This is a genomic window from Undibacter mobilis (assembly GCF_003367195.1).
In the GTDB taxonomy this organism is placed as follows: domain Bacteria; phylum Pseudomonadota; class Alphaproteobacteria; order Rhizobiales; family Xanthobacteraceae; genus Pseudolabrys; species Pseudolabrys mobilis.
The window spans coordinates 567,801-591,185 of the sequence record NZ_QRGO01000001.1; the positions used below are offsets into that span (position 1 = coordinate 567,801).

The window sequence follows — 23,385 nt, forward strand, 5'->3', positions numbered from 1 at the left end:
CGCTCGTCAATCGGCTCGCAGCCGCATTCTTCTAGAAAATCGCCGCGCCGGGCAGCGCCTTCAGCGCCGCATTGGCAACCTCAAGATCCTGCTCGCCGGTGCCGGAGCCGACGCCGATGCCGCCGATCACCTGCCCCCCGACGATGATGGGCAGGCCACCCTTGAGGTTGACCATGTCGCCGTCGGTGGCGAGTGCCAGCTTCGTCTCGATGTCGGCACCGAGCCCACCGGTCGGCCGGCCGCTATTGGCCGCGGTCATGGCCTTGCGCTGCGACGAGCGGATGCTCATGAACCGGCCGCCGTCCATGCGCAGGAACGCCACCAGATTGCAGCCCTCGTCGACGATGGCGATGCATTGCGGCACGCCCATCTTGCGGGCATGCGCGACCGCCGCGTCGAGCAGCAGGCGGGCGCCTTCGTCGGTGAGCTTGATGGCGGAGCGGGTCGTGGTCATGGTCGCGTCCTTGTGCGATTGCCGGTGGCCGGACGGCTATTTTGCCGCCGCCTCGTCGGCAATGCGATAGCCGATTCCCGGTTCGGTCAACACGATCCGTGGATCGTCCGGCTTGTCCTCGATCTTCTGCCGGAGCTGTCCGATATAGACGCGCAGATACTGCGTGTCCTCGGTGTGGGCAGGGCCCCAGATCGCGGCGAGGATCTGCTTGTGGGTGAGCACCCGGCCGGCATGCCGCGCCAGGAACGAGAGCAGGTCGAACTCCTTGGGCGTCAGCTTGAGTTCGGCGCCGGCGCGGGTGACGCGGTGGCGCACTGCATCGACTTCGAGATTGCCGACGCGCAGCACCGGCACCTCGGCCTTGCGCTGCAGGCGGTGGCGCAACGCGGTGCGCATGCGCGCCATCAGCTCGCCGACGGTGAACGGCTTGTTGACGTAGTCGTCGGCGCCGAGATCCAGCGACTCGATCTTCTCGGCCTCGCGCTCGCGCGCCGACAACACGATGATCGGCACGTCCGACCACTCGCGCACGCGGCGGATCACGTCCTTGCCGTCGCCGTCCGGCAGGCCGAGGTCGAGCAGCACCACGTCCGGCGGGTGCGCGGCAATTGTCTTGATCGCCTCGGCCACCGTGCCGGTGCTGTCCATGACGTAATCATTGGCCTCCAGCGCCGGCTTGAGGAAGCGCAGGATCGCGGCCTCGTCATCGACCACCAGAACCGAAATCTTGCCGCTCATGGTTGCCGACCCTCGCGCGGGAAAGTGAGAACGAAACGCACGCCGCCGCCCGGCGGGCTGTCCACCGCGATCGACCCGCCATGCGCCTCCATGATGCCCTTGGCAATCGCCAGCCCCAAACCCGTGCTCTGGCGGCCGTCGGCGCGGTCGCCCTTCGGCGCCATGACGAACTTGTCGAATATATGCGGCAGAACCTCGGCGGATATACCCGGCCCGTTATCGGTCACGCGCAAGATCGGCACGCCGGCCACGCCGTCGATGACGATGCGTGCATCCTTCGGCGTATGCACCAGCGCATTAGCGACGACATTGCCGATTGCCTGCTCGGCCAAGGTCGCGTCGGCGCGCACAAGCGGCAGATCGTCCGGCAGCGCGACCTCGATCGTCTGCGCCGCGCCGCGCCGACGCGCCGCACCGACGATGCGCTCCACGATCTCGCGCAGGTCGATCCAGTCGCGCCGCAATTCCAGCGCACCCGCGTCAATGCGGGTGATGGCGAGCAGGTTGCGCACCATGTCGTCGAGGCCTTCGGCCTCCTGCTTGATCTGGCCCAGCAGGTCTTTCTGGGCGGCGGCGTCGAGCCTGTCGCCATAGTCGATGAGGCTGGTGGCCGAACCGAGGATCGACGACAGCGGCGTGCGGAAGTCGTGCGAAATCGACGCCAGCAGGGTGTTGCGCACCCGCTCGGTTTCGGTCGCGGTCCTCGCGCTCACCATTTCACGCGCCAGCGAGGCGCGATCGAGCGCCGCCGCCGTCTGCTCCGACAAGGTCGTCAGCAGCGCCTTCGATTCCGAATCGAGCGGCGGCGACCCCGCTTCCTTGGCCACGCCGATGACGCCGAGCGTCCGGTCGCCGATCCGCAGCGGCACGAAGTACCACGGCAGGATTGGCAAGGTGCCGGTATCGGCGCCGGCCGGCTCATCGTGATGATAAGCCCACCGCGCCGCGGTCATCGCGGCGGCGTCGAGTTCGTCCTCCGGCGGCCAGGCCGCGGCGAGCACGAGGTCGTCGCCTTGCGCCAGCAGCACCACCACACCGCGGCCGAGCCCGGTGTGAATTTCGCTGGCGGCGCCTTCGGCCAGCGCATCCTGCGTCGCCAGGCGCGACATGCGGCGCGTGAATTCGTACAGGCGCCGCATCGCACGCATGCGGTCGGCGGCAATGCGCGCCTGCTCGCGCACGCGCCCGGCCATGGCCGACGACACCATGGCGACGACGAGAAAGATCACCAGTGCCAGAAGCTCGTAAGGTTCGGCGATGGTGAAGGTGTAGAGCGGCGTAATGAAAAAGAAATTATAGACAGCGAAGGACAGCAGCGACGCAAAGATCGCCGGCCAGATGCCGAAATTGATGGCGGTGAACAGCACCGCCAGCATGAAGATCATCGACAGGTTGGGCAGCGGCGTGAACAGCGTAATGGCCTTGCCGACGCCCAGCGCCATCGCGACGGCGGCCACGGCATAGACGAAATGCAGCGGCTGCGGCGGCAGCCATCGCCGCGCAGGCTTTGCCTTCACCACGGCCGCTTCCGCCTCGCGCGTGATCAGGTGGATGGCGATGTCCTGCGTTCGCCGCACCAGCTCGTGCGGCAGCGAGCGACGCAACAATTCGCTGAAGAAACCGCTGCGCGAGCGGCCGATGACGATCTGCGTCACGTTTTCGAAGCGAGCAAAGCGCAGCAATTCGGCCGGCAGATCGGCGCCCGTCAAGGTCTGCGTCTCGGCGCCCAGGCTCTGCGCCAGGGCAATGGCGCCGTCGAGCCGGGCCCGCGCCGCGTTGTCGAGCACCGTCCCCGGGCGTTCCACGGTTACCGCAATCCACGGCGCGTCCATGAGATCGGCCAGGCGCTTGGCTGCCCGCACCACCATCGGTGAACCCGGATCGGGCCCGATGCACGCCAGAATGCGTTCGCCCGCCGCCCACGGCCCTTCGATCGCTTGCGCCTGCATCCTTTCGACGAGTGACGCATCGACGCGCTCGGCAGCGCGGCGTAGCGCCAGTTCGCGCAGTGCCGTCAGATTTTGCGGCTTGAAGAAATTCTCGACCGCGCGCGCCGCGGTCTCCTCGACATAGACCTTGCCCTCGGCGAGCCGTTTGAGCAGTTCGTCGGGCGGGAAATCGACCAGCACGACCTCGTCAGCCTTGTCGAAGACACTGTCCGGCACGGTTTCGCGCACGCGGACCTTGCTGATCTTCTGCACGACGTCATTGAGGCTTTCGAGATGCTGGATATTGAGCGTGGTCCAGACATCGATCCCGGTTTCGAGAATTTCATCGATATCCTGCCAGCGCTTGGGATGGCGGCTGCCCGGCACATTGGTGTGGGCATATTCATCGACCAGCAGCAGCCCGGGTCGCCGCGCCAGCGCGGCGTCGAGATCGAACTCGCGCATCACCTGGTTGCGATAGACGATCGGCTTGCGCGGCAAAACCTCCAGATCGCCGATCAAACGCTCGGTCTCGCGCCGGCCGTGGGTTTCGATCAGGCCGGCAACGACATCGCGGCCGCCGTCGCGCTCGCTGCGGGCGCCTGTGAGCATGGCGAAGGTCTTGCCGACACCCGGCGCCGCGCCGAGAAAGATTTTCAGGCGGCCGCGGCCCTCTTTCCGGGCCAGGGCCAGCAATGCATCGGGCGATGCTCTTTGCGCTTCGTCTTTAGCCATCCGGCTCCTCGCAGGAGCCAATCTAGGACTTCATCGCATCGAGCGCGAGGTTAAGCTTCAACACATTCACACGCGGCTCACCCAGAAAGCCCAGGGTCCGGTCCTCGATATGGGAGCCGATCAACGTCCGCAAAGTCTGCTCCGGGATACCCCTCGCCTTGGCGACCCGCGGCACCTGAAACAGCGCCGCCTCCGGCGACAGGTCGGGATCAAGGCCGCTGGCGGACGTCGTCACCAGATCGACGGGCACGGCCGTGCCCGGGTTTTCCTTCTTCAGCGTCTCGACGTCGTCCTTCAGCCGGTCGGCCAGCGCCTTGCTGGTGGGGCCGAGATTGGAGCCGCCCGAATTCGCCGCGTTGTAGGGCGTCGAAACGCTCTTGGTCGCGTCCTTCGGGTCAGGTCCCATCGTCGCCGACAGACGGCCATGGAAATACTTGTCGCTGGTGAAGGGCTGGCCGATCAGCGCCGAGCCGATCACCTTGCCATCCTTCTCGATCAGGCTGCCCTGCGCCTGAACCGGGAAGATGGCGCCGGCAATGCCGGTCATGGCCAGCGGATAGATGAGACCCGTGACGATGGTCAGTGCGACCAGCAGCACGATGGCGGGGCGAATTTCCTTCAACATGAGTTGTCTCCATATTCTCTGGCGCGCGATCTTTTCCGAAAGCCGGTGCGTACTTTTCGGGATCGCGCGCGTTAGGCCAGATGCAAGGCGGTGACGATGATGTCGATCGCCTTGATACCGATGAATGGCAGGGCGATACCGCCAAGTGCGTAGATCAGCAGATTGCGGCGCAGCAGCGCCGCGGCGCCGACCGGGCGATACTTCACGCCCTTCAGCGCCAGCGGGATGAGCGCGATGATGATCAGCGCATTGAAGATGATCGCCGACAGGATGGCGCTCTGCGGCGTCGACAGGCCCATGATGTTCAGAACGCCGAGTTGCGGATAGAAGGCCGCGAACATCGCCGGAATGATGGCGAAGTATTTGGCGACATCGTTGGCGATCGAGAATGTGGTCAGCGCGCCGCGCGTCATCAGCAACTGCTTGCCAATTTCGACGACTTCGATGAGCTTGGTCGGATCGCTGTCGAGATCGACCATGTTGCCGGCCTCGCGGGCGGCCTGCGTGCCCGACTGCATGGCGACGCCGACATCGGCCTGGGCCAGCGCCGGCGCATCATTGGTGCCGTCGCCGCACATTGCGATCAGGCGTCCTTGAGCCTGCTCGTTGCGGATGTAGCGCAGCTTGTCCTCGGGCGTGGCCTCGGCGATGAAATCGTCAACGCCGGCTTCGGATGCGATTGAGGCCGCGGTCACCGGATTATCGCCGGTAATCATCACGGTCTTGATACCCATGCGGCGCAGCGCCGCGAAGCGATCTTTCACATCCGGCTTCACCACATCCTTGAGATGAATGACGCCGAGGATGCGGCCGTCCTCGACGAGACCAAGCGGCGTGCCGCCGGCGCGGGCGATCTTGTCCACGGCCGCGCGGAACGCCGGCGGTTCGGCGACGTCGCGCCCCGCCTGCTCACGCGCGAACTTGAGCACCGAGTCGATGGCGCCCTTGCGCAGCTTCCGGCCGCCGACATCGACGCCGGACAGGCGCGTCATGGCGGAGAACTCGATGAACTTGGCACCCTCAGGCACGCCCTGGCGCTTCACATTATATTTGTCCTGCACCAGCGTGATGATGGAACGGCCTTCCGCCGTCTCGTCGGCATCGCTGGCGAGCAATGCCGCCTCCGCCGCTTCTCGCTCGGTGACGCCCGGCACCGGGATGATCTCGGTCGCCAGCCGGTTGCCGAAAGTGATGGTGCCGGTCTTGTCCAGCAGCAGCGTATCGACGTCGCCCGCCGCCTCGACGGCGCGGCCGGACATGGCCAGCACGTTGAAGCGCACCAGGCGATCCATGCCGGCAATGCCGATGGCCGAGAGCAACGCGCCAATGGTGGTCGGAATGAGGGTCACGAACAGCGCAACCAGGACCAGCACTGAAATCGCGCCGCCGGCATACATCGCATAACTCGGAATGCTCGCGGTGGCGAAGACGAAGATGATGGTGAGGCCGACGAGCAGAATGTTGAGAGCGATCTCGTTCGGCGTCTTCTGCCGTTCCGCACCTTCGACCAGCTTGATCATGCGATCGAGGAAGGACGAACCCGGCGACGAGGTGATGCGAATGACAATACGGTCCGAGATAACGGTGGTGCCGCCGGTCACGGCCGACCGGTCGCCGCCCGACTCGCGGATCACCGGCGCGGATTCGCCGGTCACGGCGGCCTCGTTGACCGAGGCGATGCCTTCGATGATATCGCCGTCGCCGGGAATGATGTCGCCGGCTTCGCAGACCACGAGATCGCCCGCTTCCAGTTCCTCAGCCACCACGCCTTCGTAGAGCTCGTGATTGTCGGCCGAAAGAAGACGCTTGGCGCGGGTCTGTGCCCGCGTCTGGCGCAGCGTATCGGCCTGCGCCTTGCCGCGCCCTTCGGCCACGGCTTCGGCGAAATTGGCGAACAGCACGGTGAACCAGAGCCAGACGACGATCTGCAACTCGAAGGCAATGCCGGCCACCCCGGTGACGATGTCGCGGACCAGCAGCACGGTGGTCAGCGCCGTCACGATCTCGAGCACAAACATCACCGGATTCTTCGCCAGCGTGCGCGGATCGAGCTTGATGAAAGCCTGACCGATCGCCGGCAGCACAATCGTCGGGTCGAGCAGCGACGAGGCCGACATCCGCTTGCGGACTTTGGACGTTTCCATGGACGTAAACTCCGGAATTAGAAGAGCTGGCCGGCCTGCATCGCGAGATGCTCGACGATGGGGCCAAGCGCGAGCGCCGGGAAGAAGGTGAGACCGCCGACGATGAGGATGACGCCGACCAGAAGACCGACGAACAAGCCACCCGTCGTCGGGAAGGTGCCGGCCGAAACCGCGACCATCTTTTTCTGCGCCAGCGACCCGGCAATCGCCATGGCCGGCACGATCATCCAGAAGCGGCCGATGAACATCGCGATGGCGCCGGTCACATTGTAGAACGGCGTATTGCCGGTGAGCCCCGCGAAGGCCGAGCCGTTATTGCCGGTCTGCGACGAATAGGCGTACAGCACCTCGGTGAAGCCATGCGGACCGGCATTGGCCATCGACGCGACCGCGGGCGGATAGACGACGGCAATGGCGGTCCAGCCGAGGATCATCAGCGGCAGGATCAGGATGGCGAGCATCGCCATCTTGACTTCGCGCGCCTCGATCTTCTTGCCGACATATTCGGGTGTGCGGCCGACCATCAGGCCTGCGACGAACACCGTGAGGATGACGAACAGCAGCATGCCGTAAAGGCCGGCGCCGACGCCGCCGATGACGATCTCGCCGAGCTGGATATTGATCAGCGGGATCATGCCGCCGAGGGCCGTGAAGCTGTCATGCATGGCGTTGACGGCGCCGCACGAGGCCGCGGTGGTTATAACGGCGAACAAGGCCGAGCCGACGATACCAAAGCGGACTTCCTTGCCCTCCATGTTGCCGCCGGTGAGACCGAGCGCGTTCAGCGTGTTCGTGCCGTAGGCTTCGGCCCAGTAGCAGAACAGGACACCGGCCAGGAACAGCACGCCCATGGCGGCAAGGATCGCCCAGCCTTGCTTCTGATTGCCGACCATGCGGCCGAACACATTGGTGAGCGCCGCGCCGAGCACGAAGATCGACAGCATCTGCACGAAGTTGGACAGCGCCGTCGGGTTCTCGAAGGGATGCGATGCGTTGGCGTTGAAGAAGCCGCCGCCATTGGTGCCGAGCATCTTGATGGCCACCTGCGAGGCGACCGGGCCGACGGCGATGGTCTGCTGCGCGCCTTCCAGCGTGGTGGCGTCCACATAGGCGCCCAGCGTCTGCGGGATGCCCTGCCAGACCAGGAACAGCGTGAAGACGATGCAGATCGGGAGGAGGATGTAGAGCGTACAGCGGGTGATATCGACCCAGAAATTGCCCACGGTTTTCGCCGAGGCGCGCGCAAAGCCGCGGATCAGCGCGACCGCCAGGACGATGCCGGTTGCGGCCGACAGGAAGTTCTGGTGCGTCAGACCGAGCATCTGGGTCAGATAGGACAGCGTGCTTTCGCCGCCGTAATTCTGCCAGTTGGTGTTGGTGATGAAGGAAATCGCGGTATTGAAGGAGAGATCCGACGGTACCGCCGTCATGCCGGCCGGGTTGAACGGCAGCACGCCCTGCAGGCGCAGCAGGGAGTACAGAACGAGGAAGCCGGCGACGTGGAACAGCAGCATGGCGACGGTGTAGGTCAGCCAATGCTGTTCGCGGGTCTCGTCGACACCGCCGACCCGGTAGAGCAGGCGCTCGACCGGGCGGAGGACGGGCGACAACAGCGTGCGCTCGCCGTTGAAGACGCGAGTCATATAGCCGCCGATTATGGGGGTGAGCGCCAAGATGATGGCGCAGTACAGCGCGATCTGAATCCAGCCGATAATTGTCATGATACGGCCTCAGAACCGTTCCGGGCGCATGAGCGCGTAGGTGAGATAGATGAGGATGCCGGCGGTAACCGCAGCGGCGAGCGTGTAATCCAGATTCATGACCGAAGGTCCTATAACCGGTCGCAGGCGACGGCGTACCCCACCGTCCCCCCAAACAAGCAGAGGGCCCCGGCCAGCATGATGAGATCGAACATTGGAAGACCCGTTTGTGCTTCGTGTGCCAGAACGGATTTAGGCGGGGGCGTGTAAGGAAGCGATGCGGAATGCCGCTGCCGCGCATCAAGAAGCCATAAATGTCAGCCGGATGTTCGGCCCGATGATCCAGCAATCCCCTCCATCCGTATCACCTGTGGGGATTTTCGTATCTGGAGCGCGACCATGACCTACGCCGTCGCCTATCTCGCCATTCTTCTGCCGTTCGGTCTGCTCGACGCCGTCTGGCTCAGCCTCATGGGACCTCGGCTCTATAAGCCAACGCTCGGCGACATTCTGCTGGCGAACGTCAATGTCCCTGCCGCGATTGCCTTCTATCTGATTTATCCGATCGGCATTCTGATATTCGCTACCCTGCCCGCTCTGAAGGCCGGTTCGGTGGCACCCGCCCTGATCTATGCCGCGCTGTTCGGTGCTCTGGCCTATGGCACCTACGACCTGACCAACCAGGCCACCTTGCGCAATTGGACGCTGCAATTGACGCTTGCCGACATGGCCTGGGGCACGATCGCATCCGGCCTGGCCGGCGCCGCCTCGTACTATCTGACACGCACGATCAGCGATTGGCTCGGTATCGCCTAATCTCGGGGCGGGCCAGGGAAGAAGGCATTGGTGCGGCGCTGATAAGCGCGGAAAGCTTCGCCACGCGAACGCAGCATATGTTTTTCAAGAAGCGGGATGCCCGAGACGTAAACCAGCAACCAGTACATACAGGCCGCTCCGGACAACGCTATAAATCCCCACGGATACCCTCCGGTGAGATCGATGGCGATCAAGGGATAGGCCAACCAGCCGAGAGCCTCGAAGAAGTAATTTGGGTGACGCGATAATTTCCACAAACCGGCCTCGTTTACACCGCCGTTGTTGGCCGGGTTCGACTTGAAGCGATTAAGTTGCCAATCGGCAATACCCTCGCCGCAAACCGCGATAATCATGACCAGGATCGCCACGGCATCCCAGACGCTGAGCCGGGCGTCCGGCCGATGCGCCGCAACAAATATCGACATCACCAGCGGCAGGCCAGCCATCGCCTGAACCTGCAAGAACCAGAACATCTGGCGCGGCGCATCACTGCCCCAGGCCTCGATTTTCTCGGCATAACGTGGATCGTTCGAGATTCCTGCGGAGCGGCTGGCGATATGAACACCGAGCCGCAAGGCCCAGATCGCGGCGAAGGAAGCGACCAGAATTTGCCGCGTCGGCCACCCACTGCCCATCGGAACGAGCGCACCGGCCATGCCGGTCAAACCGACACCGAACGTCCAGATCGTATCGACCCAGCCGGAATTGCCGCTGCGCTGCTGAACAAGCCACGCCACCGTCATGATCGCCGACAAAGCGATCGACATCGCCATGAGAGCGACAAGAAACTCAAAAACAGTCATGGCACTAGATGCGCACGAATGGCTGCATCATCCTTCCGATAAGACCGGACAGCTTCAACTCGCCCTGCATGGCAACAAGACAAATACACTCCTCGTCGCCATCGATTACCGGCGAGTGCCCGTCATCATGATCGGCATCGTCGCAATCGCCGGCGGCGTAGCGGCCGCCTTCGTGAATGAAGGCGCCGGACAAGACGCAGGTCAGCTCGGTGCCGGTGTGACTGTGTTCCGGAATTCTCAAGCCCGGCGCCGCCTTGAGCATGAATACGCGCGCGCCGCCCTCGGAGGGAACCTTCACCACACGATGATGCAGTCCGGGCGCAACCCAGCGCCAGGGGCCCAGTTCGTATCCGAGCAAGTGCTTCTGTTCGGGCTGCCAGACCGGCACAATCGTCCGCTTTTCGTTTCGATTGCGAGTCTGCCCGCGTGAGCTATTCGCTTCGCGATCGAGCAGCGCCAGCGCATGCAGCGCCGCTCCCGGCGCCATTGCCACCGGATCGATCTCGGCCAGCATCTGACCGCCGGCTTCTTCCAATGCCGCTATATATTCGCGGCAATTACCACACATCGCGAGATGACTGGCAACGACCAGACTGCGGCCCTCGTCCAGGGTACCAGCGGCGAATTCCGCCAGCGTCGTATTCTTCGGATGGTGTCGGCTCATGTCAGGTCACCAAGACAATCTTTCAGGCGGTTCATCGCAAGTCGTATTCTCGATTTGACCGTCCCGAGCGGGATCTTAAGTTCGCGCGCAATGTCGCCATGCGCTTGGCCTTCAAAAAACGACAGACGTACCACCTTGAGCTGGTCATCCGTCAGATGAGACAGGGCGGCACGGACACGCCGTTCACGCTCGCTAGCATCGAGCTCCTCGTCTGGCTGCGGCGGCGCGTCCAGAAACTCGTTTGATTCAAGGTCGAATAGTTTGCTGCGCTGCTCGCGACGAGCAACATCGATGCGCAGGTTGCGCGCTATGGTAAAGATCCAGGCTGAAGCGCCCGCGCGCGCGCGGTCAAATTGCTCGGCCTTGCGCCATACCGTAAGCATGGCCTCTTGCGCCAACTCCTCGGCGGCGGCAGCCGGCATATTGGATCGCATCAAGACGGCTTTGATGCGCGGCGCGTAGTAATCGAACAAGGCTGTAAAGGCCTCACGGTCGCGCGTGGCGGCGACCGCCTCGATCAGACGAGCCAGATCGGCGGAACATGTGATCTCGTAAGCCCGGGTCGGCATGTTCATCGCCTGCGAAAACTCCGCCCGAATCTGGTGTGATTTGGCGCCACTCTCCACGTCGCTCCGATACACTACTTGCATCGGCAATATACGTGATCCGGCCCGGTTTGGATCACGGTGATCCAGCCGGTATTCCGGACCGTACTTGTTCCTGACAGCGAGCGACCCGACCGGTCGCGGCCAGAGGCAGTTGGGAATCATGTCTGAAAACGGCACGCAGCCCCTAAAAATCGCAATCATTGGCAGCGGAATTTCGGGAATGGCCGCGGCCTGGCTCCTGTCTGGCCGTCATCAGGTGACGGTCTACGAGCGCGCCGACCGGATTGGCGGCCACAGTAATACCGTCGACGCTCGCACCCCAAATGGCACAGTGGCGGTCGATACCGGTTTCATCGTGTACAACCGGCAGACTTATCCAAATCTGACCGCACTGTTCGAGCACCTCAATGTGGCTTCGGAGGCGACCGAAATGTCCCTCGGCGTATCGCTTGAGGGCGGCGCCCTGGAATATGCCGGGGAGAATCTGGCCACCGTGTTTGCGCAAAAGCGCAATCTGTTTAGCCCGCGTTTCTGGTCGATGCTGCGCGATCTGCGACGCTTCTATAAAGACGCGCCGGACGACATGCGTCGACTGGGGCAGCAAGCGACACTCGGCGATTATCTCAAGCTCGGCGGCTATGGCGAAGCCTTCCGCGACGATCACTTGCTGCCAATGGCGGCGGCGATCTGGTCGGCGCCAGCGCAGGCCATGCTCGATTACCCGGCCGCCGCCTTTATCCGATTCCAGGAGAACCATGGCCTGTTGAAGTTGAAAGACCGGCCGGTATGGCGCACCGTCAAGGGTGGCAGCCGCAGCTACGTAACGCAGCTGACCAAGCCGTACGCCGAACGCATCCGGCTCAACCAGACGATTCTGTCGATCACACGCCACGTCGATGGCGTGGATATCACGAGCGCCGGCTCCGGCCCCGAACGTTTCGATCACGTCGTATTGGCGACGCACGCCGATCAGGCGCTGGCCTTGCTGACGGAGCCGAGCGCGGCCGAGCGCACATTGCTGACGCCGTTTCGATATAGCCGCAATCTGGCTGTGCTGCATAGCGATCAACGACTCATGCCGAAGCGCCGCAAGGTGTGGTCAAGCTGGAACTACATCAGCGGCGCCCAAAACGCAGACGCGCTGACCGTTACTTACTGGATGAACCGGCTGCAGAACCTCAGGACAGATACACCTCTGTTCGTGACGCTCAATCCGGCGCAGCCACCGCACGCCGGCACGATCTTCCATTCGGAGATCTACGAGCACCCCCTGCTCGATACGGCAGCCATGACAGCGCAAACCAAATTATGGTCGCTGCAAAGGCGCCACCGCACATGGTTCTGCGGCGCCTATTTTGGCGCCGGATTCCATGAAGACGGACTGCAATCGGGCCTGGCAGTCGCCGAAGCGCTTGGCGGCGTGCGACGGCCCTGGAATGTGGAGAATGAATCGGGGCGCATTCATATGCACGTCAATGAGCTGGCCGCCGTGTCGGAGCAGGCCACATGAGCACCGAAGCGCTCGCGGCTGTGGGGCATTCCTGCCTCTACACAGGGACGGTTATGCACCGGCGCCTCAAGCCGCATGCGCATCGGCTGAACTATCGAGCGTTCTGGTGTCTGCTCGATCTCGACGAATTGCCTGACTTGTCCGCCCGGCTGACATTTTTCTCGCTCGAAAGATTTAACCTGTTCGGATTCCGTACCACCGATCACGGCGACGGCTCCAACCGCCCCTTGCGCGCTCAAGTCGACGCTCATCTCGCCACAGCCGGGATTGATCTTAAAGGGGGCGCCATCCGGCTTTTATGCATGCCGCGCTTTCTCGGCTTTGTGTTCAATCCGATCAGCGTTTATTATTGTTATGATCGTTCGGGTGCGCTCAGGGCTCTGCTTTATCAGGTGCATAACACGTTCCGGCAGCGCCACAGTTATCTGATCCCGGTCGATAGCAGGCCGGGAGAACCCATCGAGCAGCGCTGCCTAAAGGCGTTTTATGTGTCACCGTTCATGGACATGGATATCGCCTACCGCTTTCGTGTGCAGCCGCCGGACGAACGCGTTGCGCTCGTCATCGAGTGCTCAGACGCGGATGGCCCTGTGTTGATCGCTTCACTCGCCGGCGAACGTCAGGCGCTCACCGATACGGCTCTTCTGCGCGTCTTCCTTTCGTTTCCGCTGATGACACTCAAAGTCGTTGCCGGCATTCACTGGGAAGCGCTTAAACTGTGGATCAAGGGCATGCGGCTGCGTCCGCGCCCGCCAGCCCCCTCACCCATCACTATTGCAACGCAGCCGCTGCCGAATACGTCCCAAGCTTTCGGGAATAGCCATGACTGACCTGACATCCGACGTTGCCAGAGCCATTCAAGCGCCGGCGGCGCACGCATCGCGACCACGAAGAGTGCCGTTTTTCTCACGGCAATTGCAGCGGCTGCTGGCTCAGGTCACCTATGGCGATATCACCATCGTGCTACCGAACGGCGAAACGCTTCGCCGGCAGGCGTCCAGTCCGGGGCCTAGCGCCAAACTTGTGATCCGCCGCTGGCGCGCGATTTGGCGGCTGATCAACGGCGGCGAACTCGGATTTGCGGAGGCCTATATTGCCGGTGACTGGTGGACACCCAATCTTGCAGCGTTTCTGGAATTCGGCGCCCGCAATGACACCGGCATGCCGCACGCAATATCCGGCTCGCTGGTGCATCGCCTCATCGTACGGCTGCGGCATCTGAGAAACCGCAATACCCGACGCGGCAGCCGCCGCAACATTGCAGCGCATTACGATCTCGGCAATGCGTTCTACAAACTATGGCTGGACCGCGGCATGCAATACTCCGCCGCGCTGTTCACGGACAACGACCAAACGCTCGAAGCCGCGCAGAACGCCAAGCTCGCACGTATTTTGCAACTTCTGGATATCAGCGGCGGTGAGCGCGTGCTGGAAATCGGCTGCGGCTGGGGCGCGTTGATGGACCGTCTCACGTCGCATTGCGATGTGACCGGCATCACGCTCTCTGCTGAACAACTCGCCTTCACCCGCGATCGCATCGCGGGAGCGCCGAATGCTCAGGCGCGGCTGCAGGATTACCGCGACATCGCCGAAACCTTTGACCGCATCGTCTCGATCGAGATGATCGAAGCCGTCGGCGAGCGCTATTGGCCTGTCTATTTCGAGAAATTGCGCAGCGCTTTAGAACCTGGCGGGACGGTGCTTCTGCAGGCGATTACCATCGATGTGGCGCGCTTCGACAAGTATCGGCAGCAGCCCGACTTTATTCAACGCTATATCTTCCCCGGCGGCGTATTGCCCACCGTCGACATCATCCGCCAGCAGGCGGCGGGCGCAGGCCTCGAACTGACGATACACCAGCCATTCGGTTCAAGCTACGCGCAAACGCTCGCCATCTGGCGCGAACGGTTTCTTATGGCCTGGCCGCAGATCAAGCAGCTCGGTTTTGACGACCGCTTCAAGCGGATGTGGCACTATTATCTCTGCTATTGCGAGGCGGGCTTCCGTTCCGGCGCCATCGATGTGGGCTTTTTCAAATTCAAACCCGCTGTCGCCGACGCTGCGCGTTGCGGCCAGTTCATGACAGCGCCGGCGGCATCTGTGAGTGCTGCCAGAGCCGAAAAATCGAGCGTAAGGATCGCTCCTTAATTGCAAGCCTTAACTGCACTCATTGACCTTCACTGCACTCATTGAACCCGCGGCCAATAGCGGACGGAGAGACAGTTGCCGCGCAACAGTAACAGGCGCGCGGCAACTTGAGGTCATGGCTTAAATACGAAGCCAGGTTTAATCTCCACATCCGCGGGTATGGGCTGGAGGTCGGAGAACAGGTCCGGGTATGTCTTCATCACGCTGAGGATGAACTTAGGCTCGATATGCTTGTTCACATCGAACACCGACTTGATCACTCCCAGCCGTTGCAGCGTATCCTGAGCCTTCCACAGCGCACGATAATTATGTGCGGAAATGCGGCGGTCTACTTGCTGAATGTTATATTGCATCGCAGTCTCGGCCACGTCGAGCTTCAATCCGGGAATCCAGCGCGTACCGATACCGGCGGCCTGTTTGGGATTCTTACGCATCCACTGGTCGGCCTCCGACACGGCCGCCAGGAATTTCTCGATCGTCGGGCCATTCTTCTCCATCCACGGCCGCAGCGCGACATTGAAACCGAGATAAGAAATGACGTCGCCGCCGCGAATCACCTCGATTGCGCCCGGCACATCCTTCATGCCGATCACCGGTGCCGGGTCCCAGCAGACGAACGCATCCACGCCTTTGGCAAGCAACGCCACCGTCATTTCCGGAGGCGGCGTGTTGACAAGCGTGACATCGGTGGGAGCGAGGCCCGCCTTCTCGAGCAAGCCGAGAATGTAGAGATGATTGATCGTGCCGAACGAGGTTGCGATCTTCTTGCCCTTAAGACTTTTTAGGTCGCCTTTAACGATGCCTGAATCCCCGTTGGCAACCAGCGCAAGCGTGGCATCAGATCCGAGTTTGGTGGCGTTGCCGCTAAAGTTGCCGAAGAACACAAGATCCATGCCGCGCAGAATGGCGCCGATGGAGGGCACGCCCGCCTGCACCATATCGGTTTCACCCGCCTGCAAAGCGTTGAGCGCATCGACGCCCGTGGCATAGGGGCGCGCGATGGTTACGTCGAGCCCGTATTTCTCGAAGAAGCCGCGCTCGACCGCAATTGGCAGCGCCAGCATGTCTACCGCAGCGACCATGCCGACCTTGAGTTTTACCGGATCCTTGGCCTGAGCCAGTGCCGGCGATGGCAACAGCAGCAAGGCGAAAAGCAGCGTCATCATCCGTCGCATCTCATTCACCCTCCAGGTTGAAGCGGCTCGACGCGCGTAACCCAGTAAGGACGGGCGACGGTTGTCAGGTCCGCTCGTTTCACTCCACGAACTTCAACGGCATTTTCTTGTGTTCCAGACACCCTGCCATAGGTCTGGAACAGCTGAACGTGGAAACGCTCCGGCGGGAACGGCAGGGTAATCAGCACGTTTACTTTTTCCGGAGCGTTTCCAAAGTCGGCAATCTTGCGCGGCGCTGCGATTGTGAGCCAAAGCTGCCAAGCAATGTAGCAGCCGGCCACCGCCAGCAGGATGTGCGCCTTTCGCGATTTGAGGGCGTCGCGCAACATGACTCACGCCGATCTCACGAGTTGGAGAACGCGGCCAGTCAGAGATTTGAACCGATCGTTTTCGTTGAGATCGTCCCAGACACGAGGCCGCGGCAGGTCCACGGCGATCTCGTCGAGTACCCGGCCCTTTGACAGCGCCACAACTCGATTGGCGAGAAAAACAGCCTCGGCAACGTCATGGGTAATGAAGATGACCGTCGGCCGTTTCGCTTCCCATATCCGCGTCAATTCCTCTTGCAATGTCATGCGGGTTTGCGCATCCACGCTGGCGAAGGGCTCGTCCATCAACAAAACGTCCGGCTCGTTGGCGAGCGCCCGCGCCACGCCAACACGCTGCTGCATACCGCCGGATAGCTCGTTGGGATAACGCCCTGCAGCTTCTGAAAGCTTGGCGAGCGCGAGATATTCACGCGCGATCTTCTCGCGCTCCGCCCGGCCAACGCCGCGCATTTTTGGTCCGAACGCGACATTTTCTAGGACGGTCCGCCACGGAAACAGCGCGAAAGACTGAAATACCACGCCGCGATCTGGCCCCGGCCCTTTTACAGGCTTGCCACCGACAAGAATTTCCCCGCTGGAGTGCGGGATGAAGCCGGCGATCAGGTTGAGGATGGTCGACTTGCCACAGCCCGACGGGCCCACAATGGAGATGAAGTCGCCCTCGGCCACGCTCAGCGAAACATCGTGCACGGCCGTCACCTGCGTGCCGGCATAGGCGTCGAAGTAGGTCTTTGACAGATTGCGAATGACCAGATTCTTCATCGCGTCACCAGCCCCCAGCGTTGCCCGGTGGCTCGTTCGACCGGCGCCAGGATCCAGCTGTCGACGATGTACCAGAGGATCCCGAGGATAATCATTCCAAGCAGTATCTCGACCACCGAGCCGGCGCGCCGCGCATCGAACATCAGAAAGCCGATGCCGCTGGTGCCGACGATGATCTCGGTTGCGATCAGTGCGCGCCAGCCGTAGCCAAGGCCGTTGCGTAACCCGGTCATGATGTTGGGAAGCGCGCCGGGCAATATCACTTCCCAGACCATTCGGGCGCGCGAGGCTCCGAGGCTCAGAGCAGCCCGATGCATGGTAATCGGGATCGAGCGCACGCCCAGTACCGTGTTGAGGACCACGGGGAAGATCACTGTGTAGACTATGACAACGGTCATGGTGACGAGACCGTAACCGAACCAAATCACGAGGATCGGCAGCCATGCGATGTCGCCAATGGCCTGGAAGAACAGCAACAGCGGCCAGAGCGCACGGTGCGCTCGCGGGCTGAGCCCTACCAAGATGCCGAGTGGAACGCCGAGCGCAACGCCCCAGAACGTGCCGACAGCAAGGCGCACCACGCTGTCTTGCAAGTACTCGGGAAGGATGCCCGTATAAACCAGCGAACGGAACGAATGCATGACCTCCCCAGGTCCTGGCAGGAAGACGCGTGGAAATATCTGTAGCTCGGAGATGATCCACCAGGCTGCGATCACGGGCAGGAACGGCGCAATGGAGCCGATCGATGGCCAGCGCGCCGTCAGGCGCACGTAGTGGCTCCATAGCTTGAGCGGAAATTCCATCATGCGCGCTGCACCATTCCCCAGCGCTCGATCGTGCTGCGCTCGATCGGTGCCAGCAACAGTCGGTCGAGCATCAGCCACAGGACGCCGATGATGACCATGCCGAGGACAATCACCTCGGTCTTGTAGTAGTCGCGCGCCACAAAGAGCATGTAACCAAGCCCCGCATTGGTGGCGATCATCTCGGCCGCGATCAAGCCGCGCCAGGCAAAGCCCAGTCCGGTGCGTATACCGGTGACGATGTTGGGAAGCGCGCCGGGCAGCAGTACCTCGGTCAACATCGCCCATCGGCTTGCACCGAGCGATGCGGCCGCGTTGCGCACATGTAGGGGAATGGTCGAGACGCCGAGCAGAGTGTTGTACGTCACGATGAAGAACACGGCATTGAAGATGACGAAAGTGATGGCGCCAAAGCCATAGCCGAACCACAACGTCGCGATGGGGATCCACGCGATGCCTGCTAGCACCGAGAAAAACCTGAACAACGGCGTCAGGAATGCGGAAACAACAGGACTGATGCCCATTGCCACACCCATCGGAATGGCGACCAAGAGCGCAAGCACCGTGCCGACCGCGACACGCAGGAGGCTCGCGCCAATGTGCTGAATAAGAGTGCCGTCCTGTATTCCCTCAACTCCAGCCCGAACCACAGAGATAAGGTGGGGAAACAGCCGAGGATTGACGTCGAAGTAAGGCACCAGAACAGCCCAAAGGACGAGCAGCACTGCAAAGGGAGCGCAAAACCAAAGCACTGAAGAGAACCAGTGTCGCTTCATTGCCTTTGCCTCAGGTCATAAGGATCGCTTCGACGAGCTTGCCGACGCCGCGGTCCATTACTTCGCTTGGCCAATTTGGATTGGGTGTAGCCAAGGACCTGCTCCATGGCGTTGCGAGCTTTTTCGGCGTCGCCTTCTTCGATGGCGCGGGCCGTGGCGGCATGATTGGGAATATTATCTTCGAACCAGCCATCGACTCTGTCGACCGCGACGACGAAAACCGCGCTCAGAATCGTGTCGATGGCGCCACGGAAGCCTTGCAATACCGGATTGTGCGTGGCGTCCAGAATAGCGAGGTGAAAGGCCTTGTCCGCGGCGGTTGCGCTGATTTGACTGTCGGCGCTTTCCATTGCTCGCAGGGCTGAACTAATCCGCTGCCGGTCTGCTTTAGTTGCACGCGCGGCAGCAAGCGCAGCGGCGGCTGGCTCAATGATCGAGCGAACTTCCTGGACGGCCAATAGCAATTGGACGTCGGGCTTGTCCTGGCCGATCAGCCAACTCAACACGTCGCGATCAAGCAGGCTCCAATCGCGCCGCGGCAATACGCGGGTGCCGTGGCGGGGCTGAACGCTGATGAGTCCTTTGCCTGACAGCGTTTTGATTGCCTCACGAATCACGCCGCGACCCACGCCGAAGCGGATTTCGAGGTCGTTTTCCGGGGGCAGTACCGCGCCGGCCGGAATGATTTCTTGGGCGATCTCGCAGCCGAGTGTCGTCAGCACCGCGTGGATACGGCGCGGCTTCGAGCGCTTTCCGCCGGATTTGGCGCGCTTGGTACGCACGAAATGTTCGCTCCCCGCCGTCAGTTCTGGGCTGACTGGCACTTCAAAATATACATCGATTCAATTACCGGTGCAATCATCCGATATTAAACATCCGATGAATGAGTTATCGTGCAATGCAACAAATTGCGAAGGTCGCATACCCGGAGCGCATCTCCATGCGCACTTTGCCGAGTCAAAAACGATCGCAAAAGTTCGATGAATTAAGCGCAGCGGATGAACTGCGATGAGTGTCAATGCGAAGGAGGTGCAAGGACCGGAAGCCCCCCCGATTGGTTACGAGCTCGAACGCGCCGCTGGTTACGCCCAGGCCGAAAAGTCTAAGGCGACACAGAAAGCCTATATGAGCGATTTCCGGCACTTCGGCTTGTGTGGGTGCAGGAGCGCGGCCTGCGCATCCTCCCGGCTTTGCCTGAGACCATCGCGGCTTATCTGGTCGACCAGGCTGCACGCGACGCCAAGCCCTCGACGCTCGGCCGGCGCGCCGTGCACATCTCTGGCGTTAGCCTTTTCCGCCGAGGTAGGCGTGCTCGAGCTGAGCCACGATATCGGGCTCGCTGGTGGACGCCTCGAAGACGATACGGCCCTGCGTCAAGGCGTAGACCCGGTTGGCCGTCGCCAGGGCTTTTTCGATCAACTGCTCGACCAGCAGTACCGCCGTGCCCGCGCTCGCCAAGCGGCCGAGCACGTTTAACACGCGATCCACGAGGATCGGCGACAGGCCGGCCGACGGTTCATCGAGCATCAGGAGCCGCGGCCGCTGCACGAGGCCCTGCGCCACGGCCAGCATTTGCTGCTGACCACCGCTCAGCGCGGCACCCTTTTCATGCCGCTTCGCCGCGATTTCGGGAAAGTACTCGAGAGCTTCCTCGATCCGGGCGGCGCGTTCCGCGCGCGGCAGGTAATAGCCGGCCAGCAACAGGTTGTCGGTGACGCTCAGTTGCGTGAAGACGCGGTGGCCTTCGATGACATGGGCGACGCCCGCCCGCACCATCGCACGGGCATCCGAGCCCCGCACATCACGGCCGTCGAGCCGGATCGTGCCATCGCTCGCCGGCAGCAGACCGGAGATGGTGCGCAGCAAGGTCGTCTTGCCGGCGCCGTTGGGGCCGAGCAGCGCCACCACCTCGCCCTTACCGATGGCCAGGCTGACGCCATGCAGCACGCCGATCTTGCCATAGCCGCTGGCGAGGTCCTTCACTTCGATCAGCGTTTCAGCCGCCGAGATAGGCACTGACCACCTCCTTGTGCTGGCGGATTTCCGACGGCGTACCGGCCGCGAGGACCCGGCCGAGATTGAGCACGGTAATCTGATCGCAGATGTCGAAGATCAGGTCTGCATGGTGCTCGACCAGCAGCACGCCGACACCCTGCCGACTGATCTCTCTTATCAACTCGCCGAGCCGCGCGATCTCATCGACCGAAAGACCTGCCGCCGGTTCATCCAGCATGAGAAACTGCGGACGCAGCATGAGTGCGCGCGCAATCTCCAGAAAGCGCAGTTCGCTGTGCTGCAAACGGTCGGCGCGTACCGCGGCAAGGCTCTCCAGCCCGACGACGCGCAAGGCAAGCCGACCGGCCTTCTCGAGCTTGCGTTCATCGTCGCGGTGACGCGGCAGCGCGAGCATCGACTCGACGAGCGTTCCCTGCCCCGAAATCGTGCCGCCGATCATGACATTCTGGAGTACCGAGCCCTCACCCACGATTCGCGGCGTCTGAAATGTGCGCGCGATGCCATGTCCGGCACGGGTCTCCGATCTGCCGGGCTCAAGCTCCGCACCGCCGAGCATGACAGTGCCGCTTTGCGGCCGGTAATAGCCGGAGATGACGTTGAGCATGGTTGTCTTGCCGCTGCCGTTCGGACCGATGAGGCCGTGAATGCGGGCAGGCTCGACGTTGAGGTCGACGCCGTCGATAGCGCGGACAGCGCCGAAGCTCAGGGCGATGCCCCGCACGGCAATGCTCGTCTTCACGCGCTCTTGCGACAGGATGTCCGGCAGCAGCGTCGGCCGCGGCACGATGGCGCGATTGGACTGCAGCGGTCGCCGGTTCTTGAAATCCAAGAGCGCCGCGATGCCGCCGGGCGCAACGAGAACCACCGCGAGCAGCAAGACGGCATAGAGGAATGTCGACCACGCCGCGAGCGGCGCAGCGAATTCCGGCAGCAAGGTCAGGATGACGGTCCCCAGCAGCGGTCCGAGGATCGAACCGCGGCCGCCGATGAGTATGGCGATGAAGAACAGGACGGACAGGTCGAAGTTGAAGGCTTCCGGCGTGATGTAAGTCTGCAGGGTCGCGAACAGGCCCCCGGCGAAGGCTGCAAAGGCGCCGGCCAACAGAAAGACCGAAACCAGCATCTTTGGCTTAGAAATACCGAGTGACTCTGTTGCCACCTCGGCATCCCGGATGGCGATCAGGGCACGGCCGAAGCGACTGTGCGCGACATTCGCGGTCATCCAGGTGCTGAGAACCGCACAACCCAGGCAAAAATAGAGAAAGCCCTTGGTGGTGTTGAACGGAGCGGGAAATTCGGGACCGGGAAGGCCGATGCCGCCGCCGGTGACGCTCTGCCAGGCAAGCGCGATCTGCGTGACGATTGTCGCGAACCCGAGTGTCGACATGGCGAAATAGAAGGTTCGCAGACGAAGGGCCGGAAGGCCGACGATAACGCCGAAAATGGCGCCGAAGAGCGCCGCCACGCCGAACGCCACAAAGAGCGGCATCGGCGGCAGCACATTGCCGCCGACCAGCACGCTCGTCGTATAGGCGCCGAGCGTCAGCAGCGCGACATAGCCGATGGCGAGTTGTCCGGCGAAGCCGACGATCAGGTTAAGACCTGACACCAGCATCCAGTAGATTGCCGCCCGCGTGGCTATCAGCGCCCAGTAGTCGTTGCTGACCATGGGAACGAGGGCGGCAAAGCCGAAGATCGCAAGGAACGGCAAGACATGGACCGCCGTGTCGCGCCAGGCTGGCTCGGCCCGGGAAGCCGGAATTCCGGTGGCCTGCGTGTCGGCCTTCATCAAACCCTCCGGGCCGAGGACGAGCCGAACAGGCCTTGCGGCGCCGCCAGCAGCACAACGATGAACATCACGAAGACCGCGACCGATGAGAAGATGCCGCCGACGAGGAAATTGGCGGTCTGCTGGAACAGCCCGAGTGCGAAGCCGCCCACCACCGCGCCGCGGTTGTTGCCGAGCCCGCCGAGCGCGACCGGGACGAAGCCGTAGAAGTTGAGCAGAGGCCCGTTGGCGACGAAGGCCAGCAGCAACTGGCCGCCGGCGAAGCCGGCAAATCCGCCGATCGCAGCGGCCAAAGCATAGCTGGCCATTCGCAAATTGCGCTCCGGCAGGCCAAGTGCGCGCGCGGCGAAATTGTCTTCGGCAATCGCCACGAAGGCGTGGCCGACCAGCGTTCGCCGATAAAGGAACTCAAGGCCAAGGATGGTGACCGCGCAGGCCACGATCGGCAGCCAGAACTTCTCGTCGAAGATGCCCGAGCCGATCCCGAAAATCTTCGGGAAAGGCTGGGGCTCGGTGCTCCATTCGATGGCCGTGACCTGCTGGATCATCAGCGCCAGCGCCAGCGTCGACAGCACGTAGAGGTGCTGGTCCAGGCTCTTGAGCACCGGGCGGACAGCGACGATCTCGGTGATGACCCCGATCACCGCACAACACAGCAATGTCGCGATCAGCCCCGGGATGAACGGGAAGCCGAGCCGCACCATGAACAGCGAGCCAAAGACGCCGCCGAGCATACCAAGCTGCCCGGCGGTGAAGCTCATGACGCGCGATGTCGAGAACATCGTGTTGTATGTCACGCCGATGAGCGCATAAACCGCGCCCACCGCGAGACCTGACGCCAGTATCGAGGCCAGCATTGTGT

Annotated in this window: 23 protein-coding genes; 4 read left to right on the forward strand and 19 right to left on the reverse strand. The window is 62.4% G+C overall.

Features of this window, described 5'->3' with window-relative positions:
• Positions 1–31: 31 nt before the first annotated feature.
• The 7 genes from DXH78_RS02665 to DXH78_RS02695 form a co-directional block, all read right to left on the reverse strand.
• Entirely contained in the window at positions 32–454 is a 423-nt protein-coding gene (locus DXH78_RS02665; protein WP_115515607.1) for a GlcG/HbpS family heme-binding protein, read from the reverse strand.
• Positions 455–490: 36 nt separating this feature from the next.
• Positions 491–1,192 (reverse strand): response regulator, encoded by a 702-nt coding sequence (locus tag DXH78_RS02670; protein WP_115515608.1) that lies wholly within the window; start codon positions 1,190–1,192, stop codon positions 491–493.
• Positions 1,189–3,855, reverse strand: a complete 2,667-nt coding sequence (locus DXH78_RS02675; protein ID WP_115515609.1) for a sensor histidine kinase — start codon at positions 3,853–3,855, stop codon at positions 1,189–1,191. Before DXH78_RS02675 ends, DXH78_RS02670 begins: the two co-directional genes overlap by 4 nt.
• Positions 3,856–3,877: 22 nt before the next feature.
• A complete protein-coding gene (locus DXH78_RS02680; protein WP_115515610.1) occupies positions 3,878–4,480 on the reverse strand; it encodes a K(+)-transporting ATPase subunit C in 603 nt (200 codons plus the stop codon).
• 71 nt (positions 4,481–4,551) lie between these two features.
• A complete protein-coding gene (gene kdpB / locus DXH78_RS02685) occupies positions 4,552–6,624 on the reverse strand; it encodes a potassium-transporting ATPase subunit KdpB (protein ID WP_115515611.1) in 2,073 nt (690 codons plus the stop codon).
• 17 nt (positions 6,625–6,641) lie between these two features.
• Entirely contained in the window at positions 6,642–8,345 is a 1,704-nt protein-coding gene (gene kdpA / locus DXH78_RS02690) for a potassium-transporting ATPase subunit KdpA (RefSeq protein ID WP_115515612.1), read from the reverse strand.
• 9 nt (positions 8,346–8,354) lie between these two features.
• Positions 8,355–8,444 carry a K(+)-transporting ATPase subunit F gene (locus tag DXH78_RS02695; protein ID WP_115515613.1) on the reverse strand — a complete coding sequence of 30 codons (90 nt, stop codon included), beginning with the start codon at positions 8,442–8,444 and terminating at the stop codon, positions 8,355–8,357.
• Positions 8,445–8,723: 279 nt separating this feature from the next.
• On the opposite strand from DXH78_RS02695, the gene DXH78_RS02700 reads away from it, so the two are divergent.
• A complete protein-coding gene (locus DXH78_RS02700) occupies positions 8,724–9,140 on the forward strand; it encodes a DUF2177 family protein (protein ID WP_115515614.1) in 417 nt (138 codons plus the stop codon).
• Here the strand turns inward: DXH78_RS02700 and DXH78_RS02705 are convergent.
• The 3 genes from DXH78_RS02705 to DXH78_RS02715 are packed head-to-tail and all read right to left on the reverse strand — an operon-like array spanning position 9,137 to position 11,182.
• A complete protein-coding gene (locus tag DXH78_RS02705; RefSeq protein ID WP_115515615.1) occupies positions 9,137–9,943 on the reverse strand; it encodes a DUF1295 domain-containing protein in 807 nt (268 codons plus the stop codon). The genes DXH78_RS02700 and DXH78_RS02705 overlap by 4 nt on opposite strands.
• Positions 9,944–9,947: 4 nt before the next feature.
• Positions 9,948–10,607, reverse strand: coding sequence for a ChrR family anti-sigma-E factor (locus DXH78_RS02710; RefSeq protein WP_115515616.1), 660 nt, complete (start codon positions 10,605–10,607; stop codon positions 9,948–9,950).
• Positions 10,604–11,182: a sigma-70 family RNA polymerase sigma factor gene (locus DXH78_RS02715; protein WP_245416710.1), complete on the reverse strand. Its 579-nt coding sequence runs from the start codon at positions 11,180–11,182 to the stop codon at positions 10,604–10,606. The genes DXH78_RS02710 and DXH78_RS02715 overlap by 4 nt, the downstream gene beginning before the upstream one ends.
• Before the next feature lie 193 nt (positions 11,183–11,375).
• Here DXH78_RS02715 and DXH78_RS02720 point away from each other — a divergent pair, with 193 nt between their 5' ends.
• Genes DXH78_RS02720 through DXH78_RS02730 form a run of 3 tightly spaced genes read left to right on the forward strand, consistent with a single transcriptional unit; the run spans position 11,376 to position 14,873 of the window.
• Complete coding sequence (locus DXH78_RS02720) at positions 11,376–12,725, forward strand: NAD(P)/FAD-dependent oxidoreductase (protein ID WP_115515617.1); 1,350 nt, start codon at positions 11,376–11,378, stop codon at positions 12,723–12,725.
• Positions 12,722–13,555: a DUF1365 domain-containing protein gene (locus DXH78_RS02725; protein ID WP_115515618.1), complete on the forward strand. Its 834-nt coding sequence runs from the start codon at positions 12,722–12,724 to the stop codon at positions 13,553–13,555. Before DXH78_RS02720 ends, DXH78_RS02725 begins: the two co-directional genes overlap by 4 nt.
• Positions 13,548–14,873 carry an SAM-dependent methyltransferase gene (locus DXH78_RS02730; RefSeq protein WP_115515619.1) on the forward strand — a complete coding sequence of 442 codons (1,326 nt, stop codon included), beginning with the start codon at positions 13,548–13,550 and terminating at the stop codon, positions 14,871–14,873. Before DXH78_RS02725 ends, DXH78_RS02730 begins: the two co-directional genes overlap by 8 nt.
• Before the next feature lie 113 nt (positions 14,874–14,986).
• On the opposite strand, the gene DXH78_RS02735 is transcribed toward DXH78_RS02730, so the two are convergent.
• The 9 genes from DXH78_RS02735 to DXH78_RS02775 all read right to left on the reverse strand — a co-directional run bounded on the left by DXH78_RS02735 (position 14,987) and on the right by DXH78_RS02775 (position 23,380).
• A complete protein-coding gene (locus DXH78_RS02735; RefSeq protein ID WP_245416711.1) occupies positions 14,987–16,018 on the reverse strand; it encodes an ABC transporter substrate-binding protein in 1,032 nt (343 codons plus the stop codon).
• Between the two features lie 35 nt (positions 16,019–16,053).
• Positions 16,054–16,377, reverse strand: coding sequence for a hypothetical protein (locus DXH78_RS02740; protein ID WP_245416712.1), 324 nt, complete (start codon positions 16,375–16,377; stop codon positions 16,054–16,056).
• 3 nt (positions 16,378–16,380) lie between these two features.
• Positions 16,381–17,139, reverse strand: coding sequence for an ABC transporter ATP-binding protein (locus DXH78_RS02745; RefSeq protein WP_115515620.1), 759 nt, complete (start codon positions 17,137–17,139; stop codon positions 16,381–16,383).
• A complete protein-coding gene (locus tag DXH78_RS02750) occupies positions 17,136–17,945 on the reverse strand; it encodes an ABC transporter permease (RefSeq protein WP_245416713.1) in 810 nt (269 codons plus the stop codon). The genes DXH78_RS02745 and DXH78_RS02750 overlap by 4 nt, the downstream gene beginning before the upstream one ends.
• Positions 17,942–18,718, reverse strand: coding sequence for an ABC transporter permease (locus DXH78_RS02755; protein ID WP_115515622.1), 777 nt, complete (start codon positions 18,716–18,718; stop codon positions 17,942–17,944). Before DXH78_RS02755 ends, DXH78_RS02750 begins: the two co-directional genes overlap by 4 nt.
• On the reverse strand, positions 18,715–19,500 hold the full coding sequence (locus DXH78_RS02760) for a FadR/GntR family transcriptional regulator (RefSeq protein WP_115515623.1): 786 nt from the start codon (positions 19,498–19,500) through the stop codon (positions 18,715–18,717). Before DXH78_RS02760 ends, DXH78_RS02755 begins: the two co-directional genes overlap by 4 nt.
• 502 nt (positions 19,501–20,002) lie before the next feature.
• Positions 20,003–20,734 carry an ABC transporter ATP-binding protein gene (locus tag DXH78_RS02765; RefSeq protein WP_168192686.1) on the reverse strand — a complete coding sequence of 244 codons (732 nt, stop codon included), beginning with the start codon at positions 20,732–20,734 and terminating at the stop codon, positions 20,003–20,005.
• Positions 20,715–22,523 (reverse strand): branched-chain amino acid ABC transporter ATP-binding protein/permease, encoded by a 1,809-nt coding sequence (locus DXH78_RS02770; RefSeq protein ID WP_115515625.1) that lies wholly within the window; start codon positions 22,521–22,523, stop codon positions 20,715–20,717. Before DXH78_RS02770 ends, DXH78_RS02765 begins: the two co-directional genes overlap by 20 nt.
• Positions 22,523–23,380, reverse strand: coding sequence for a branched-chain amino acid ABC transporter permease (locus tag DXH78_RS02775; RefSeq protein ID WP_115515626.1), 858 nt, complete (start codon positions 23,378–23,380; stop codon positions 22,523–22,525). Before DXH78_RS02775 ends, DXH78_RS02770 begins: the two co-directional genes overlap by 1 nt.
• Positions 23,381–23,385 lie beyond the last annotated feature (5 nt).